Source organism: Sphingobium lactosutens (assembly GCF_013393185.1).
Classification (GTDB): domain Bacteria; phylum Pseudomonadota; class Alphaproteobacteria; order Sphingomonadales; family Sphingomonadaceae; genus Sphingobium; species Sphingobium lactosutens_A.
This window is the reverse complement of record NZ_QJQX01000069.1, coordinates 42,089-58,377: the sequence shown is the minus strand read 5'-3', so window position 1 is coordinate 58,377 and position 16,289 is coordinate 42,089. Positions and strand designations below refer to the sequence as shown.

Sequence of the window (16,289 nt, the reverse complement as noted above, 5' to 3'; positions counted from 1 at the left end):
TGACCAGCCGCGGGCATCTAGAGCATCGTGCGCAAAAGTGGGAACCGGTTTTGCGCTTAAAACGATGCGACAACAAAAACTTAGAGCGCGCGATCTGCGTCGGATTTAACGCAGCGCGCTCTAAGTCCGGCCTTATCGGTAGCTTGCGCTTCTGGTCAGGGCAGCGGAAATCAGTTGAGCGGTCTCGCCCAATTGGCGCCTCGCATTTTCGATGTCATGCGTCAGCGATCCGTCGATGCTATTCAAATAGGGCACGGTGAGCGCGGCAGCGACTCGATCTTTAGCACTGAATATGGGGTAGCTGATATCGGTAACGGCTGCGACAAGGGGGCTTTGATGGCATTCGAATCCGCGTGCCCGGACGGTGGCAAGCCGCTTCTTGAACGTTTCCGTCGGCATCGACAAAGGCGTGGGAAGCTGGGCGAACGTCGCTTCGAGCGTTTCGTCCGGTTCGAAGGCGAGCAGAACATGGCCCGAAGCGCTGGTGGCGAGATCTATTGGTACGCCCAGGCGCATCGCAAATCCGCACTGTCTCATATTTTCCTGCCGCAATATCACCAGCCCGCGACCATCGACCTTGATGGCGAGATGGCAGGATTGACTGATCACTTCCGCCAGATCCTGCATCGGAGCGGCGGCTGCGGCGCTGAGCGCCTGCGCGGGTGTAGCGCGAAAGGCCACGTCGAGCGCTCGATGGGGTACGCGATAGCGTCCGGTCGCTGCATCCTTGTATAGCCATCGCCGGCGTTCCATCACGATGATGACGCGAAATAGTTCGCTGATCGATCGGTCGAGGCGTTGCGCAATCTCGGATACTGGCAATCCTTGCGGTGCGTCGGCCAGTAGCTCCAGAATATCAAAGCCTTTCTCGAGCGCGGGAGCGGAATATTCCTTTGCCTTGGCTTTCGGCGAGCCTTCTTCGATCATGGTTGCGTGGTAATCCCGTCATGCGGCAGGTGCAATGTGCGATATGCCAAGGCGGGCCTTTCTTGAATGAAGCAAGACACTGTCACCCGGTCCAGCCGACCTCATGGGATATTCTGCGCGCGGCTTCGCCAAGCTGAATGCGGGTCTCCTCACTATCGAGGGTAGACCCGTCCAACCGGGTCAGGAAGGGGATGGTCAACGCGGCGGAGATGCGCCCGTTGAAATCGAAAATCGGGTAGCTCACATCAATGATGCCGGATACTCTTGCGCTGGGCTGCTTTTCATAACCACGCTTTCGAACGGTTGCGAGGCGCTTGCGGAGCTGATCAAGGGACGCCAGGTCCATATCCGGCAATTTATCCAATATGTCATCAAGCCGGTCCTCGTCCGCATAAGCGAGCAAGACATGACCCGAGCAGCTGGTTGCGAGTTCGATAACCGCTCCGAGTTGCATCGCAAAGCCTGAAGGACCGCCATTCTCCTGACGCAGCACGACAAGTCCGTGCATGCCCGAACGGATGACGAGGTGACAGGACTGGTTTGTCGCCAGCGCCAGCGCCTGCATCTGGGGCGCCGCCGCGCTCGTCAGCGACTGTGTCAGCGTAGCCCGATACATGATGTCCAGCATCCGGTACGTGACGATGTATCGGTCGTCGCCTGGTTCCTTGTGGAGCCAGCCGCGCCGTTCCATGACCAGTAGAATCCGGTATATCTCGTTCATCGAACGACCGAGGCGCCGGGCAATCTGGCTCGCGGTCAAACCGCCATCCGTATCGGCCAGCAATTCAATGATGTCGAACCCCTTTTCCAGCGCGGGGGCGATATATGATTTTGACGGATTTTTTATGGGTTCGGCCGCAATCATAGCCGGTACGTAATGAAGTCACGGCGGCCATGCAACCACCTGCGCAGATCGCCTGTCGAACAAGAGCAGCAAAGCGCCATGCCTGATCCGCAATAGCGCTGCTTATCATGTTCCAATGATGTGTCGCAACCAGGCAGCTAGATGCCGTAATGGGCCGGCGTCTCCAAGGTAGCCAGGTGGCTGGCTGTCCCTCAGAATGATGGTGTTGGAACGAGGTCCGAGCGATCGGCCTCAAGCATCATGAGAGGAACAGCCATGGACTATTATGCCGGCATCGATGCCTCTCTGAAAGAAAGCAGCGTTTGCGTGGTGGATGCGAAGGGCAAGGTGGCCAGCGAGCCTGCCTGATTGGCTATTTCGACGAGCTGGATCTGACGGTGGTTCGCATCGGCCTGGAGGCACGCCCACTTTCCTAGTGGCTGCACGCGGCGCTGGTTACATCGGGACGGGAAGTCGTGTTGCTGGAGACCCGACACGTGAAAGCGGCGCTTTCAGACATGACGGTGAAGACGGACCGGAAGGATGCGCGCGGGATCGCGCAGTTGCTCTGCATGGGTTGGTATCGTCCGGTTCATGCAAAATCGCCGCCCGCCCAGGACGTCCGGGCTACTGGTCGGGCGCAAGCTCCTGCAGGGCAAGCTCCTCGACGTGGAACTGAGCATCCGGGGTATATTGCGCGGCTATTATGGGCTGAAAGTCGGCGAAGTGAGCCGCGGGCGTTTCGAGGCGCGGGTTCACGAGCTGATCGCAGGACACGCCACATTGTCGATGGTGATCGGCGGGGTTCTGGCAGCACGGGCCGCCTCGTGGAGTGAGTTTATGAGGCTTCACCGCGAGATGCTGAAGATCGCGCGCGCTGACAAGATTTGCCAGAGATTGATCACTACCTCAGGCGTCGGGGGCTTGTCGCGCTGACCTATCGGTCGGCCGCGGATGATCCAAACGGGTTCGGCAGATCCAATACGGTTGGCGCCTATTTCGGACTCACCCCGAAGAAATATCAATCAGGCGAGACGGATCGCGATGGCGGCGTCAGCAAGGTCGGCGACGCAATGGTGCGGATGGCGCTGTTCGAGGCGGCGCATATCATGTTGACGTGGGCGATGCGCTTTTCCAGCCTAAAGCGCTGGGCGCTCGATGTGGCCCAGCGTCGCGGCATGAAGCGTGCCAAGGTCGCGTTGGCTCGCAAGCTGGTTGTCGTGCTCCACCGCATGTGGATGGATGCGACGGATTTTGGCTGGGGAGCTGCGTCGAGGGCAGTGTAAGGAAAGATTTTTTGATTGAGGCGGACCCCTGATAAAAGGTCAGATTCGAATGAGGTCCCGTCGCTGGGACGCAGGCTTGGCAAGGTCGTGTGTAGTGCTGTGATCGTCTCGACGAAGAACGCTTCCTAGGCTCAGGACCTATTAAATTGGTTGCGAGGATGGCGATCGGTTGATTCAATGGCGGCGCGAGGAGGCGTCGTCATGAGTGATCTGATCTGGCTGTCGGAGGCGCAGATGCGCCGGATCGAGCCATATTTTCCGCTGTCGCACGGCGTGCCATGGGTGGACGACCGTCGGATTATCAGCGGTATCATCTTCGTGATCAGGAATGGCTTGCGATGGCGCGATGCGCCGGCCGACTATGGTCCGCCGAAGACAACGTGAGGATAAAAACCCAATGTGCGCCTGAGAAACAGACGCTTGAACGGCAGCCATCGCATGTATTTCCACGCAATTTTTCCGCTCGGCAACACCTTCACCGATAACCCTGGAGAAAGTGGATCATTCAAACTTCCCTTCCGTAGCGAATCGATGCGCGAGGGTGAAAATCCAGTCTTAGATTTCATTTTTCGGTATCTTCAAGGCGTGGCCACAGAGGATAATCGCGATAAAAACTGCGATAAAAGGGGTGTCTAAACAGGGCTGGCCGGGGCTAGCCGTGTCTAGATCTCCGCTCTTCGTAATCTCATCTAACCCACTGGAAGCACGCTCTATTTGAAAATCTGGAGTGCGATTTCAGTAACTTAGCTCCGGTGCAAAATGCCGGTTCCCTATGAATTCGTATGCCTGCCTTGCTCCTCATGCCTTGCCGTGCCAGCCCTGCGTTTCGGGCGCAGGCGGCGGGAGGCCGGTCGCGTAAGGACAGGAAGGGAAAGGCATGGAAAAGCCTCGCCAGGGCTTCGCCGGGCTGTGGAATATCAGTTTCGGATTCTTCGGCATCCAGATCGGGTTTGCCCTGCAAAATGCCAATATGAGCCGTGTTTTCCAGTCACTGGGATCCAGCATAGACGATCTTTCGGCCCTGTGGGTTGCGGCGCCGCTGACCGGGCTGCTGGTGCAACCAGTGATCGGTCATCTGTCCGATCGGACATGGCTCGGCCGGCTAGGGCGGCGGCGGCCCTATTTTCTGCTGGGCGCCATATTGGCCGCGACCGCTCTGCTGCTCATGCCCCGCAGCGACGGCCTGTTAGCGGCGGCGCTTCTGCTCTGGATGCTCGATGCCAGCCTCAACATTTCGATGGAGCCTTTCCGCGCCTTTGTCGGTGATATGCTGCGCAAGGATCAGCATGTGGTCGGCTACGCGGTGCAGACCGCCTTCATCGGTACGGGTGCGGTGGTGGGGTCGCTCTTTCCCTATGCGCTCGACCATATGGGCATCGCCAATGTTGCGCCTGCGGGCGAAGTCCCCGACACGGTGCGTTACAGCTTCTGGGTTGGCGGAGCGGCGCTCTTCGGCGCGGTGCTGTGGACGGTGCTGACGACACGTGAATATACGCCTCAGCAGATGCAGGCGTTCAGCGACGAGACGGAAGCGCATCTTGCGCCCGATCTGGCGGCGAGGAATCCGCTGCCCTGTCTGGCATGGATCGGCGCCGGCGCAGCCATTGCATTGCTGGTCGAGATTTGGGGAATGGAGAAGGAAGTCTATCTGCTCGGCGCATTGCTGGCGGGCTATGGCCTTGCCAGCCTGGCGGCGATCCTGCTGGCGCGTGCGGGACGGGTGGACAATATGCTGGCTCATATCATCGGTGACGTGGCAGGGATGCCGCCGATCATGCGGAAACTGGCCGTCATCCAGTTTTTCAGCTGGTCGGCGCTCTTCATCATGTGGATCCACACGACCCCGGTCGTGGCCCAATATATGTTCGGATCGGCCGATCCCGCGAGTGCGGCCTATCAGGCGGGCGGCAACTGGGTCGGTGTGCTCTTTTCAGTCTATAATGGCGTGGCGGCGGTGGCGGCTTTGACGCTTCTGCCCTGGATCGCCCGGCGGATCGGGCAGGCCCGCACGCATGCGCTGTGCCTGCTCGCCGGCGCGGCTGGCTTTGGAAGCTTCCTTTTCTTGCGCGATCCCGACTGGCTGCTGCTGAGCGAAGTCGGGATCGGCATCGCCTGGGCCTCTATCCTCGCCATGCCCTATGCCATGCTGGCGTCGAGCCTGCCGGCGGCAAAGATCGGCGTTTATATGGGGCTGTTCAACATTTTCGTGGTGGTGCCGCAATTGCTCGTAGCGACCGCCATGGGATCGATCATGAAGGCCTTTTTCCCCGGCGATCCGATCTGGACCATGGCTTTTGCCGCCGTGACGCTGATGGTTGCCGCGCTTGCCTCGCTGCGAATCAAGGCATGAAGTGATTCGCATCATAACGGCTTCTTGATGGTCTGACGCGGACGATAGAATATCCGGTTGACGCTACGGAAGCGTTGCAACCTGCCACGGATGCATATTTTGCAATCGCGAGAAGGTTTTTCGCACTTGCAGCAAAAACAGCTTTAGGTCAGAAAGAACATGCCTTTCAGGCATCCTCTCCTAAAACTTTCACGGGCTGATCTTCGGATTGGCCCGTTTTTTTATATGCACAATCAGATCTCTGGCAGGGAACGCCAATGTTTCGCTGCTGGCGGTACATTCGTCCGAAGTTGACAAAACGCAATGGTCAGCGCCGGTGCGTCGCACCATCGGCATCGGCCCGTCGCGCCGCGAGCGGACAAATCAGCTGGTTGAGCCGGGTTTCGTCCTGCACAGCGGACGCAAAAGCGTTACAAATCCAATCCAGAAACCGCGCCAGAAACAGCATGGCCCTCTCCATCCTCTTTGCGCCGATCATAGCATATGCGCAGTCCGATTGAAGAGGAAGCAGGGGACCTGACACAAATGATACGGTGGAGTACGGCTTCACGCGCCAGCCGCTTGCATCTGCCGGGGCTGTGCAGCCGGAGCATGTCGACATCTGGCGCATTGGGCATGCCGGCCGATTGGCTGCTGGGAACCCGACCCTACTGGTCTGCGCCGATCACGCGGTAGAGGAGAATATGATTGCTGATCAGGGCGAGATCGGTCGCAATCGCCGATTGTCGCGCGCTGTAGAGCGATCGCTGACTGGTAAGTGTCGTCAGGAAGGTATCGACGCCAGCGCGATACCGCTGGTCAGCCAGGTCATAGGCACGGCTGCTTGCGGCTACGAGCCGCCGCTGTGCGGCCTGCTGAGCGTCGATCGTCCCGTCGCGTGCCAGCGCGTCTGCCACTTCCCGAAAGGCGGTCTGGATCGCCTTCTCATATTGCGCGAGATAGAGATCGCGCTGCGCCTTGCTATAGTCGAGATTGCCCCGGTTCGCGCCGCCGAAGATGGGCAGGCTGGCCGATGGACCGACCGACCAGACGAAAGCATTGCCCTTGAACAACGCCGAGAGCGCCGAACTGGCGACGCCGATGGCGGAGGTGAGGCTGATCTTCGGGAACATCGCCGCTCGCGCCGCGCCAATGTCGGCATTGGCGGCTTTGAGTTGATGCTCGGCCTGGAGAACGTCGGGTCGCTGGAGCAGGATATCGGACGAAAGGCCGGCCGGTACTCGGGCGACGCCTGCGATCAGGCTGTCCAGCGAGGCGGGAAGCAGGGCGTCCTCGATCGGCGTGCCCGCGAGCAGATCCAGCGCATTGCGATCCTGTGCGACCTGGGTGATGTTGGCGGCGACATCGGACGCGGCCTGCTCCACCGTCGTTTCCGCCTGATGCACGTCGAGCTTGCCTGCAAGGCCGGCGGCGTTGAGCGAGCGGGTGAGGTCGAGCGTGCGCTGGGCGCTTGCCTGGGTCTGGCGCGACAAAGCGAGCAACTCCTGATCCGCCGCCAATGTGGCATAGGCGGTCGCCGTTTCGGCGATCAGGGTGATCCGGGTCGAGCGCGCGCCTTCCTCGGTCGCCAGGTAGGATTCCAGCGCCGATTCCGTCAGATTGCGCACCCGACCGAACAGGTCGATCTCGAATGCGCTAAAGCCCAGGTCCGCGCTGTAGCTGTTCTGGCGCGCATCATTCTGCCGGGCGACACTGGCGCCGGCATCAGCAGTGATGGTCGGCAACTGCGCCGCCCGCTGGACGCGATATTGAGCACGGGCCGACTGGACATTGGCGAGCGCGGCGCGCAGATCCCGATTATTGGCCAGGGCGCGTTCGACGATCGTCCTTAGCCGAGTGTCCTGCACCAGCTGCGTCCAGGGTAGGCCGGCCTGCGAATCCAGACGGCTCGCATAAGCCGCGCCGGTCGGCAAGGTTGCGGGCACAGGCGGGGCAGGGCGCTCATAATGGGGCGCCATGTTGCACCCGCCCAACAGGAGCATTGCGCTCAACGACAAACGCGTGCGGTTCATGCCGGAACTCCTGCTTCCGCGGCAGCGGGAGGTGCGGCCTTCGGTTTGCCACTGCCGAAAAGGCGAGCGATGGTGAGGAAGAACAGCGGTACGAAAAAGACCGCAAGCACGGTAGCCGTCGTCATGCCGCCGATCACTGCCGTACCGATCGCGACGCGGCTCTGCGCGCCCGCACCGGTGGCGATCGCCAGCGGGATGACGCCGGCGATGAAGGCGAGGCTGGTCATCAGGATCGGGCGGAAGCGTAGACGCGCGGCTTCCAGCGCGGCGTCCCATGCGTTCCTGCCCTCATGATGGGCCAGTTCGGCGAACTCCACGATCAGGATCGCATTTTTCGCAGCCAGCCCCATGGTGGTGAGTAGGCCGACCTGGAAGAAGATATTATTCTCCAGTCCCCGGGCCCAGACCGCAATCACCGCCCCGACCAGCCCGAGCGGTATAACCAGCAGGACCGCCAGTGGGATCGACCAGCTTTCATAAAGGGCGGCGAGGCAGAGGAAGACGACCAGCACCGACAGACCATAAAGCAACGGCGCCTGCCCGCCCGACAGCTGTTCCTGATAGGACAGTCCGCTCCAGGCATAGCTGGTGCCCGCAGGCAGTTGTTTCTGCAACTCTACCATCCGGTCCATGGCCTCACCCGAACTGGCGCCTTCACTCGCCTGGCCCTGGATCTCGAAGGCGGAGAGACCGTTGAAACGCGATACGCTGCTGGGCCCCATGGTCCAATGGGTCGTGGCGAAGGCGGAGAAGGGCACCATTTCCCCTGTGCTGCTGGAACGCACCATCCAGTTGTCGAGGTCGCTCGGCAGGGCGCGATAGGGCGCATCGGCCTGCATGTAGACGCGCTTCACGCGGCCCCGGTCGACGAAATCATTGACATAGGTGCTGCCCCAGGCAGAACTCAGCACATCATCGACGTCAGCCTGCGTCAGGCCGAGTACCGCCAGCTTTTCGGTATCGACATCGACCTTGAGCTGAGGCGTGTCCTCCAGTGACGCAGCGCGGACGCCGGCCAGCATCGGATCTTTCGCTGCGGCCGCCAGAAGCTGGTTCCGCAGTTCCAGGAAGCGTTCCCGGCTGAGGCCAGCGCTGTTGAGCAGTTCAAAGGTAAAGCCGTTGGACTGGCCAAGACCGCGGATGGCAGGCGGCGTCATCGCCAATATCTTCGCGTCGCGGATCGCGGCCAGTTGCTTGGTCGTGCGGCCGGCGATGGCGCCCGCCGTGTTGGCTGCGCCCTTACGATCATCCCATGGCGCGAGGTTGATAAAGCCCTGACCCACATTCTCACCCTGACCCTGGAAGCTGAACCCGGTCATGATGAAGGCGAAGGAGACATTGTCCTTTTCGTCGTTCAGGAAATAATTCTGAACCTGATCGATCGCCGCGTTGGTACGGCTGGACTTGGCGCCGGCGGGGAGCGTGACCTGCACCATGACCTGGCCCTGATCCTCGACCGGCAGGAAGCTGGACGGAAGGCGCACGAACAACAGGACCAGCACCGCCAGCACCACGACATAGAGCGCCCAGTACAGCTTGCGCCGGCTCATCACCCGCTCGGTCCGGCGTATATAACCGTCTGTCATCCGTTCGAACCAGCGATTGAACTTGCCGGCCCAACCCTTGTGTCGCTTTTCATTGTCCGACCCTTTGAGCAGGGTAGCGCAGAGCGCCGGCGACAGGATCAGCGCGACCACGACCGACAGCAGCATGGACGAAACGATGGTGATCGAGAATTGCCGGTAGATGACGCCGGTAGACCCGCCGAAAAACGCCATGGGCAGCAGCACGGCGGACAGGACCAGGGCGATGCCGACCAGCGCGCTGCCGATTTCATCCATCGATTTCATCGTGGCGTCGCGTGGAGAAAGGTCCTCTTCCTCCATGATGCGCTCGACATTTTCGACGACGACGATCGCGTCATCGACCAGCAGGCCGATAGACAGCACCATACCGAACAGGGTCAAGGTGTTAATGGAATAACCGAACAGGGCGAGGATGCCGAACGTGCCGAGCAGCACCACCGGCACTGCGATCGCCGGCACCAGCGTAGCGCGCCAGCTCTGGAGGAAGACGAACATCACGATGACGACGAGGACCACCGCCTCGACCAGCGTCTGGATGACTTCCTCGACCGACAGCTTGATGAACGGCGTGGTATCGCGGGGATAGACGATCTTGTAGCCGTGCGGCAGGTTCGGCGCCAGTTCGGCGACCCGCGCCTTGACCAGCTCGGCGGTCTTGAGCGCATCGGCGCCGGGCGCCAGCTGCAACGCCATGCCCGATGCGGGATGACCGTTCAGGCGGGCCGAAGTGGTGTAGCTTTCATTGCCCAGTTCGACGCGCGACACGTGGGACAGATGGACGATCGATCCGTCGCTTTGCGTCTTGACGATGATCTTGCGGAACTGGTCGGGCGTCTGGAGGCGTGCACGCGCCGTCACCGTAGCGTTGATCTGCTGGTCGGCCGGGGCCGGGTCCGCGCCGATCTGTCCAGCGGACACCTCGATATTCTGCGCCTTGATCGCCGTTTCCACGTCTGACGGCATCAGCTTGACGGCAGCAAGCTTATAGGGATCGAGCCAGATGCGCATCGCATATTGCGATCCGAAAATCTGGGTTGCGCCAATGCCGTCGATGCGCGCGATCGAATCCTGGAAATTATTGACCAGATAGTCGGCAATGTCCGCCTGGGTGGCATTGTCGGTTTCGTCGTACAGGCCGACCAGCATCAGGAAGTCGGTCTGCTGCTTGGTAACGGTCAGGCCTTGCTGCTGCACCGCATTGGGCAGACGGCTGAGCGCCTGCTGCACGCGATTCTGCACCTGCACCTGCGCGGTGTCCGGGTCGGTGCCTTTCTCAAAGGTCACGGTGATGCGCGACTGCCCCGTCGCCGTCGACGAGGAAGAGAAATACATGAGGCCGTCGATGCCGGTCAGTTGCTGTTCGATGACCTGGGTGACGCTGGTTTCGACGGTTTCGGCCGAAGCGCCTGGATAAGTGGCGCTGATACCGACGCCCGGAGGCGCGATGTCGGGATATTGTGCGATCGGCAGCGACAGCATGGCGCCAAGGCCGGCGAGCATGATGCCGATGGCGATGACCCAGGCAAAAATGGGCCGTTCGATGAAATAGCGGCTCAGCACGGCAAAGCTCCTACTTCACCGTCGCGACGGCGATGGGCTTCACCACATCGTCAGGCTGAACCTTGTCGGTGCCTTCGACGATCAGCTTGTCACCGGCTTTCAGGCCTGCGGTGATCAGCCATTTGTCGCCTATTGCCTGAGCAGCGGTCACGGTCCGGCGTTCGACCTTGTTCGTCTTGGTCACGACCAGTGCGGTGGCATTGCCCTTGGGATCGCGGGCGATGCCCTGCTGCGGCGCGAGGATGGCGCCAGGCACCACCGACTGCGGCGCAACGACGCGAACGAACATACCGGGTAGCAGCAATCCGTCGGGATTGGGGAAGCGCGCGCGCAACGTGACCGTGCCACTGTTCACATCGACGATCGGTTCGGCGAACTCGATGCGGCCTTCGAGCGGATAGTCGGTACCGTCATCCAGCTTCAGGCGAATGGTCGCGCTGGCGGGAAGGGTCTTGCCCGCCGCCAGCGAACGCCGCAGTTGCAGCAGTTGCGCGCTCGACTGGGTCACATCGACATAGATGGGGTCGAGTTGTTGGATCGTGGTCAGCGGATCGGTCTGGCTAGCCGTGACCAGCGCGCCGGGGGTGAAGAGGGTACGGCCGATGCGCCCGCTGATCGGCGCGCGAACCAGCGTGAACTCCAGGTTGACGCTGCTGGTCTGGAGACTGGCGCGAGCCTGCTGCACGGCCGCCTTCGCCTGGCGGGCAGTGGCAGTCACATCGTCGCGATCCTGTGCGCTGACAGCTTCGGTCTCGCCCAGGCTGTGATAGCGCTGCGCCTTCGCCTGGGCTGCGATCGCAGTCGCCTCGGCGCTGGCCAATGTCGCGAGCGCCTCGTCCCGCGAAGCGCGATAGAGACGCGGGTCGATCTGGTAGAGTGGCTGACCGGCGCTGACCGTCGATCCTTCGGTAAACAGGCGTTTCTGGATCAGCCCGGCCACCTGCGGACGCACTTCAGACACCATGGTCGATACGGTGCGGCCGGGCAGTTCGCTTGCCACGGTCACATTCTGGGTGGTCAGCGTCACCACGCCGACTTCAGCCGGTCCTTTCTTGGGAGCCTTTTCCTGACCGCATGCAGCAAGCAGCATGAGCAGGGCAATCGGTGCGACCCGAAGGCTGTGAAGGTGGGCAGAAATCGGCATGGGATCGGTGTCAGTCCTTGCAGTCAACATTACGGGCCCCTGCGATGCCACCCGCGGCGGCCAGGCGGTGGATCGGACGCACGGGGGGAGGGGGAGGGGATGTGCGCCGTCGATCCGGCCTGTCCAATCGGGCTTTCCGGCCATGGAGGCGGGAAGGGTCATCGCAAGGGCTCCGCTTTGTGCCGGCCGAGGGAAGCCGACATCGTCCTCTTGTCGATTTTACCCGTCACGTCATAGCGCGACTTGTTTTCCGATTGGGTCGGTCGGTTGCGGTGCGTATCGCTTTGTATCAGCCTGTATCGCGAGCAAAGGGGCGCAGACTTTTCGTGCGGGCAGCGCTAGGAAAGAGCCATGGTTGACTCTGCCCTTGCCCGGCCGGCCACGTTGTTGGTGGTCGATGACGACGCGGATATTCGCGAACTTGTCGTCGCTCAGCTGCAACAGGAAAATTACCGTCTGCTGTCGGCATCCAATCTGATCGAATTGCGCCAGACCCTGCGCGACGAGTCGGTCGACCTGATTGTCCTTGACCTCAACCTGCCCGATGGCGACGGACTTTCCTTGTGCCGCGAATTGCGGGCGGAGGGATCCGACGTGCAGATCATGATGGTGACGGCGCGGGGCAGCGCGATCGACCGGGTGCTGGGGCTGGAACTGGGGGCAGACGACTATCTGACCAAGCCTTTCGAACCGCGCGAACTTCTCGTGCGTATTCGCAACCTGCTGCGGAGGGCGCGCAGCGACCCCCCCTCGCGCGGCGGGACGATGCGTTATGCCCATTTCGGGCCTTGGCGGCTGGATTTGCAACAGCGCCGACTGGTCGCGCCCGATGAGCGGCTGGTGATGCTGTCGTCTGCTGAGTTCCGCTTGCTCAGCCGCTTCATCGAGGAACCGAACATCGTGTTGGCACGGGAAACATTGCTTCCGGAACGGCGCGCCACTGCCGCTTTCGACCGGTCGATCGATCTTCAGGTCAGTCGGCTGCGCCAGAAGCTGGCCGCGATCCGGGGCGGGGACGAATTGATCCTGACGGTGCGGGGCGAAGGCTATGTGCTGGCGAGCGGGGTCGATTATTCATGATCCAGCGCTCGGTGCAGCGCGTGCGCGCCTTTTTCGGCACGATGGCGGGGCAGATCTTCTTGATCCTGACCGTCGGCATGTCGGTCGCCGCGATCATTGCGCTGCTGGTCGCCGAGCAGGCGCGCCATCATGACTTCGAGCGCGTGCGACGGCAACGCGTCGTCGCGAGCGCCGTCGACATCGCAGCGCGCCTGCGGCGCGATCCGACCCAGGTCGAGGCGATGATGGCAGCGCACAATATCGTCGGCGCCTATCCCGAGCCGGAAGGAGTCGCGATCAGCGAACCCGACGCCGATCTGGAAGCGGCGCTGAAGGAACGTTTCGGCGCCCGATCGCAGCCTCAGGCGGGGCAGGTCCCGGTCGGTCTGTGCTTTCCCCCCAAGGAAAGGAAAGATCGGGCGGCAGGCCTGATCGATGCACCCAGGCCGGATTGCTGGGTCGTGCGCTTCACGGACAATGGCGGCCAGCGGCGCGCGATGGCGCTGACCTTTCCGCGTATCGCCAAGCCGCCCAGCACCGTGTTCAATCCTCTCTATCTGCTGGTGATCATTGCTGCATCGACCGGGCTGGCGATCCTAGTGGCGCGCTTCGTATCCAAACCGCTGCGACGGCTGGAACGCGCTGCGGAAGCCTTTTCGCTGTCGCTCGACCCCGAAGAAATTCCTGCCACCGGGCCGGAGGAGGTGCGGGCGGCGCTATCCACCTTCAACCTGATGCAGCGTCGCGCGCGTGCCGGCTTCGCCGAGCGCACGCAATTGCTCGCCGCGATCAGCCACGACCTTCAGACCCCGTTGACGCGTATGCGGTTGCGTCTGGAACTGGTGGAAAAGGGCGAATTACGCGATCGGCTGCTTTCGGACCTTCAGGCGATGCAAACGCTGGTACGGGAAGGACTGGACCTCGCCAGCAGCACGGAATCGCGTGAGGAATGGTCGGTGGTCGATGTCGATTCGCTCCTGGCAAGCATGGCCGAGGACGCCCAGGATCTGGGGCAGCCGGTGCGCTTTTCGGGTGGATGCGGCGGATCGGCACGGGTGAAACCCAATGCGTTGACCCGCTGTATCGCCAATCTGGTCGACAATGCAGTCAAATATGCCGGTAGCGCAGAGATCACTTGTACCCGAACGGCCGGACGGCTGCTGATCCACGTCCGCGACCATGGCCCTGGCATAGCGACCGACCAGATCGACCAGATGTTCGAACCCTTTACCCGAGGCCCCGGCAGCCAGCCGGGTGGAAGGCATGGCACGGGGATCGGACTCACCATCGTTCGATCGCTGGCGATGAGCTTCGAGGCTTCGGTGCGGCTACGCAATGCGGAGGATGGCGGCGTGATCGCCACCATCGACATGAAGGAATGATGCTCAGACCCGCAGGACGATGCCGGCCAGAATGAAGAGGCAAGCCACCACCAGGCCCGGCTGCAGCCAGGCAGGGCGATAGGTAAGGCCGAGCATGATGATTCCGCCAATCAGCGGCAGGAGTCCGCACCAGCTTACCAGTCCGACGCCGCCCTGCCAGAGCGGCGCGATACTGAACAGGGACAAGGCTAGCAGGCACCATCCCGCCGGCGCGAGCAATGGCGTGACAGCCGGCTGTTGCCAGGGACCGCTAATCACCCGACGGTGGCGATCCATGCTTGCGGCCAATGCGAACAGGCCGAGATAGAGGAGGCCGGCGGTGACGATCATGCCGTGACCGTCCGGCGGCGGGCCGGGAGGGGGGGATGCTTCGGACGGCGCTGGCGAAGGGCGACCGCCAGCAGTCCGGATGCGGTGGCCAGCAGCATCAGGTTGATGGTTGCCATGACCAGCCCCCCGGCCCAGATCGGTCCCAGGAGCGCAGCAGACAGGCAGGCGATGGCGAGAAGGCCGAGCAGGCTTGGCCAGCCGATTGTCGGCGGCAGGATCAGGCCCGCCAACACGGCAGCACCGGCCGTCCAGAGTGCGACAGACACTTCGGCTTCGGCGCGCGCCGCGATGCCCAGGGGCAGCAAACGATTGGCCAACAGGAAGGCGACCGCGCCGAGCGGGGCGCCTGTCAGCACGCCGACATTCAACCGTTCGAGAATGCGATTGCCGACAGATTGGGGCACACGCTCGCGGCGCTTGACGGTCCACAGCACCATTCCGGACGCGATCGCCAGGGTCAGCATCGTCCCTCCGAGGAAATAGAGCCAGCGGGTAAGCGACGGCGCGAAACGCGCCATGTGCAGGCCATAGATCGTCTGATAAGCGCGGATGCCCGGCCGCGCCTCGGTCCAGATCTTGAGCGTTTTGCCGGTCACGCCGTCGAAGCTGATCTCTCCGGGCATATAGCCGATGGCGTCCGCGTCTGACGGATAGACGGTGACAACCGCGCCCTTGTCGCCCGGATTGAAGATATAGACGCGGCCGATCGGCGTGTCGCCGAAATGACGTTGCGCCGTCGCAAGCATCGGTGCGAGGCGAGTAAGCGGCATCTTTTGCCCGGTTGCGGCGCGCGTCACCGATCCGGGCGTCAGGTCGGCATACAGGGTGGCTACGTCCTCGCCATAAGCGGACACGATAGCCCAGGGCAGGTTGAGAGACGCCAGCGTCAGCAGCCCGGTAAAGGTGATCATGATGTGGAAGGGCAAGGCCAGCACACCCAGCGCGTTATGCCCGTCGAGCCAACTACGCTGTCCCTTGGACGGACGAAAGGTGAATATGTCCTTGAAAATCCGCTTATGGGCGATGATGCCTGTGACGAGCGCGACCAGCATCATCATCGCCGCAAGCGAGGCCAGCAGCCGGCCCCAGGGGTAAGGCAATTCCAGCTCGAAATGGAGGCGATAGAACAATTCGCCACCCAGCGTCTCGCGCAGGACGGGCGTGCCGGTCAATGGATCAAGCGCCTGTGCCAGATATTGCCCATTGCTGTCATAGCTCGCTTCAACCGTGTTGGCTCGCCCGTCGGGGGCAGTGAGATACCAGCCGGTCGATCCCGTCGTGTTGCGTTCGAGCCAATGAGCGGCAGCGAGGATGGCATCGGAAGGGGATGCAGTCGCCACCGTTTCCGGTCGCATCCACCGGCTGATTTCCGGCTTGAACACCGTAAGCGTGCCGGTGAGGCACATGATGAAGAGGATATGGCCCAGCAGCAGCCCGGCCCAGCCATGCAGCCATGCCATGCATTGACGCACGCCGTCGCGTACCATCGTCAGGGGCGCGCTCATGCCGGCGGTCCCGCCAGCCAGATGATAAGCGCCAACACGCCGGCTGCCAGTGCCACACCCGCAAGCGCACGCCAGGGGCCGCGGGCCAGGAAGGCCCAGATCGTTGTCGCGGGCGCGACCAGATAGGCGATCATGGTTGCATTCGTCACCGCTTCCACCCGGCTCATCGGCAGGGTCCGCGCGAGCATGGCCGCCATGAGGGCAGCGACCAGATAGGCGCCTACGGTTCCGGCCAGAACGCGAAGCGCGACATTGGCGCGGTAACGCCATCCAGCCTGCCGCCGCTTTAGCCCGGCCGTCATGC

General features: G+C 62.1%; 12 protein-coding genes and 2 pseudogenes. 5 read left to right on the top strand and 9 right to left on the bottom strand.

What is annotated here, in order from left to right; all coding sequences use genetic code 11:
- Positions 1-132: 132 nt before the first annotated feature.
- The gene (locus tag DM806_RS18880; protein ID WP_179044700.1) at positions 133-927 is read right to left on the bottom strand and encodes an IclR family transcriptional regulator; all 795 of its coding nucleotides are present in this window, start codon (positions 925-927) and stop codon (positions 133-135) included.
- Between the two features lie 82 nt (positions 928-1,009).
- Positions 1,010-1,792, bottom strand: a complete 783-nt coding sequence (locus DM806_RS18875) for an IclR family transcriptional regulator (RefSeq protein WP_179044699.1) — start codon at positions 1,790-1,792, stop codon at positions 1,010-1,012.
- A gap of 255 nt (positions 1,793-2,047) precedes the next feature.
- On the opposite strand from DM806_RS18875, the pseudogene DM806_RS18870 reads away from it, so the two are divergent.
- The 3 genes and pseudogenes from DM806_RS18870 to DM806_RS18860 all read left to right on the top strand — a co-directional run bounded on the left by DM806_RS18870 (position 2,048) and on the right by DM806_RS18860 (position 5,407).
- Positions 2,048-3,057: pseudogene (locus DM806_RS18870) on the top strand (IS110 family transposase).
- 201 nt (positions 3,058-3,258) lie between these two features.
- A pseudogene (locus tag DM806_RS18865) lies at positions 3,259-3,435 on the top strand (transposase); the annotation flags it as partial.
- A 499-nt stretch (positions 3,436-3,934) separates the two neighbouring features.
- Positions 3,935-5,407, top strand: a complete 1,473-nt coding sequence (locus DM806_RS18860) for an MFS transporter (RefSeq protein WP_179044698.1) — start codon at positions 3,935-3,937, stop codon at positions 5,405-5,407.
- A gap of 307 nt (positions 5,408-5,714) precedes the next feature.
- Here DM806_RS18860 and DM806_RS18855 read toward each other — a convergent pair whose 3' ends face one another.
- From DM806_RS18855 to DM806_RS18840, 4 genes are all read right to left on the bottom strand, one after another.
- Positions 5,715-5,855, bottom strand: a complete 141-nt coding sequence (locus tag DM806_RS18855) for a hypothetical protein (protein WP_179044697.1) — start codon at positions 5,853-5,855, stop codon at positions 5,715-5,717.
- A 199-nt stretch (positions 5,856-6,054) separates the two neighbouring features.
- Positions 6,055-7,419, bottom strand: coding sequence for an efflux transporter outer membrane subunit (locus tag DM806_RS18850; protein ID WP_179044696.1), 1,365 nt, complete (start codon positions 7,417-7,419; stop codon positions 6,055-6,057).
- A complete protein-coding gene (locus DM806_RS18845) occupies positions 7,416-10,565 on the bottom strand; it encodes an efflux RND transporter permease subunit (RefSeq protein WP_372859632.1) in 3,150 nt (1,049 codons plus the stop codon). The genes DM806_RS18850 and DM806_RS18845 overlap by 4 nt, the downstream gene beginning before the upstream one ends.
- Positions 10,566-10,575: 10 nt before the next feature.
- Positions 10,576-11,709 (bottom strand): efflux RND transporter periplasmic adaptor subunit, encoded by a 1,134-nt coding sequence (locus DM806_RS18840; protein ID WP_179044695.1) that lies wholly within the window; start codon positions 11,707-11,709, stop codon positions 10,576-10,578.
- 351 nt (positions 11,710-12,060) lie between these two features.
- On the opposite strand from DM806_RS18840, the gene DM806_RS18835 reads away from it, so the two are divergent.
- Together DM806_RS18835 and DM806_RS18830 are read left to right on the top strand one after the other, a co-directional pair.
- The gene (locus tag DM806_RS18835; protein WP_179044694.1) at positions 12,061-12,789 is read left to right on the top strand and encodes a response regulator transcription factor; all 729 of its coding nucleotides are present in this window, start codon (positions 12,061-12,063) and stop codon (positions 12,787-12,789) included.
- Positions 12,786-14,150, top strand: coding sequence for an ATP-binding protein (locus DM806_RS18830; RefSeq protein ID WP_179044693.1), 1,365 nt, complete (start codon positions 12,786-12,788; stop codon positions 14,148-14,150). Before DM806_RS18835 ends, DM806_RS18830 begins: the two co-directional genes overlap by 4 nt.
- 3 nt (positions 14,151-14,153) lie before the next feature.
- Here DM806_RS18830 and DM806_RS18825 read toward each other — a convergent pair whose 3' ends face one another.
- Genes DM806_RS18825 through DM806_RS18815 form a run of 3 tightly spaced genes read right to left on the bottom strand, consistent with a single transcriptional unit; the run spans position 14,154 to position 16,287 of the window.
- Positions 14,154-14,480 carry a DUF3325 domain-containing protein gene (locus tag DM806_RS18825; RefSeq protein WP_179044692.1) on the bottom strand — a complete coding sequence of 109 codons (327 nt, stop codon included), beginning with the start codon at positions 14,478-14,480 and terminating at the stop codon, positions 14,154-14,156.
- Positions 14,477-15,985 carry a PepSY-associated TM helix domain-containing protein gene (locus DM806_RS18820; protein WP_179044691.1) on the bottom strand — a complete coding sequence of 503 codons (1,509 nt, stop codon included), beginning with the start codon at positions 15,983-15,985 and terminating at the stop codon, positions 14,477-14,479. Before DM806_RS18820 ends, DM806_RS18825 begins: the two co-directional genes overlap by 4 nt.
- Entirely contained in the window at positions 15,982-16,287 is a 306-nt protein-coding gene (locus DM806_RS18815; protein WP_179044690.1) for a ketohydroxyglutarate aldolase, read from the bottom strand. Before DM806_RS18815 ends, DM806_RS18820 begins: the two co-directional genes overlap by 4 nt.
- Positions 16,288-16,289: the final 2 nt, after the last annotated feature.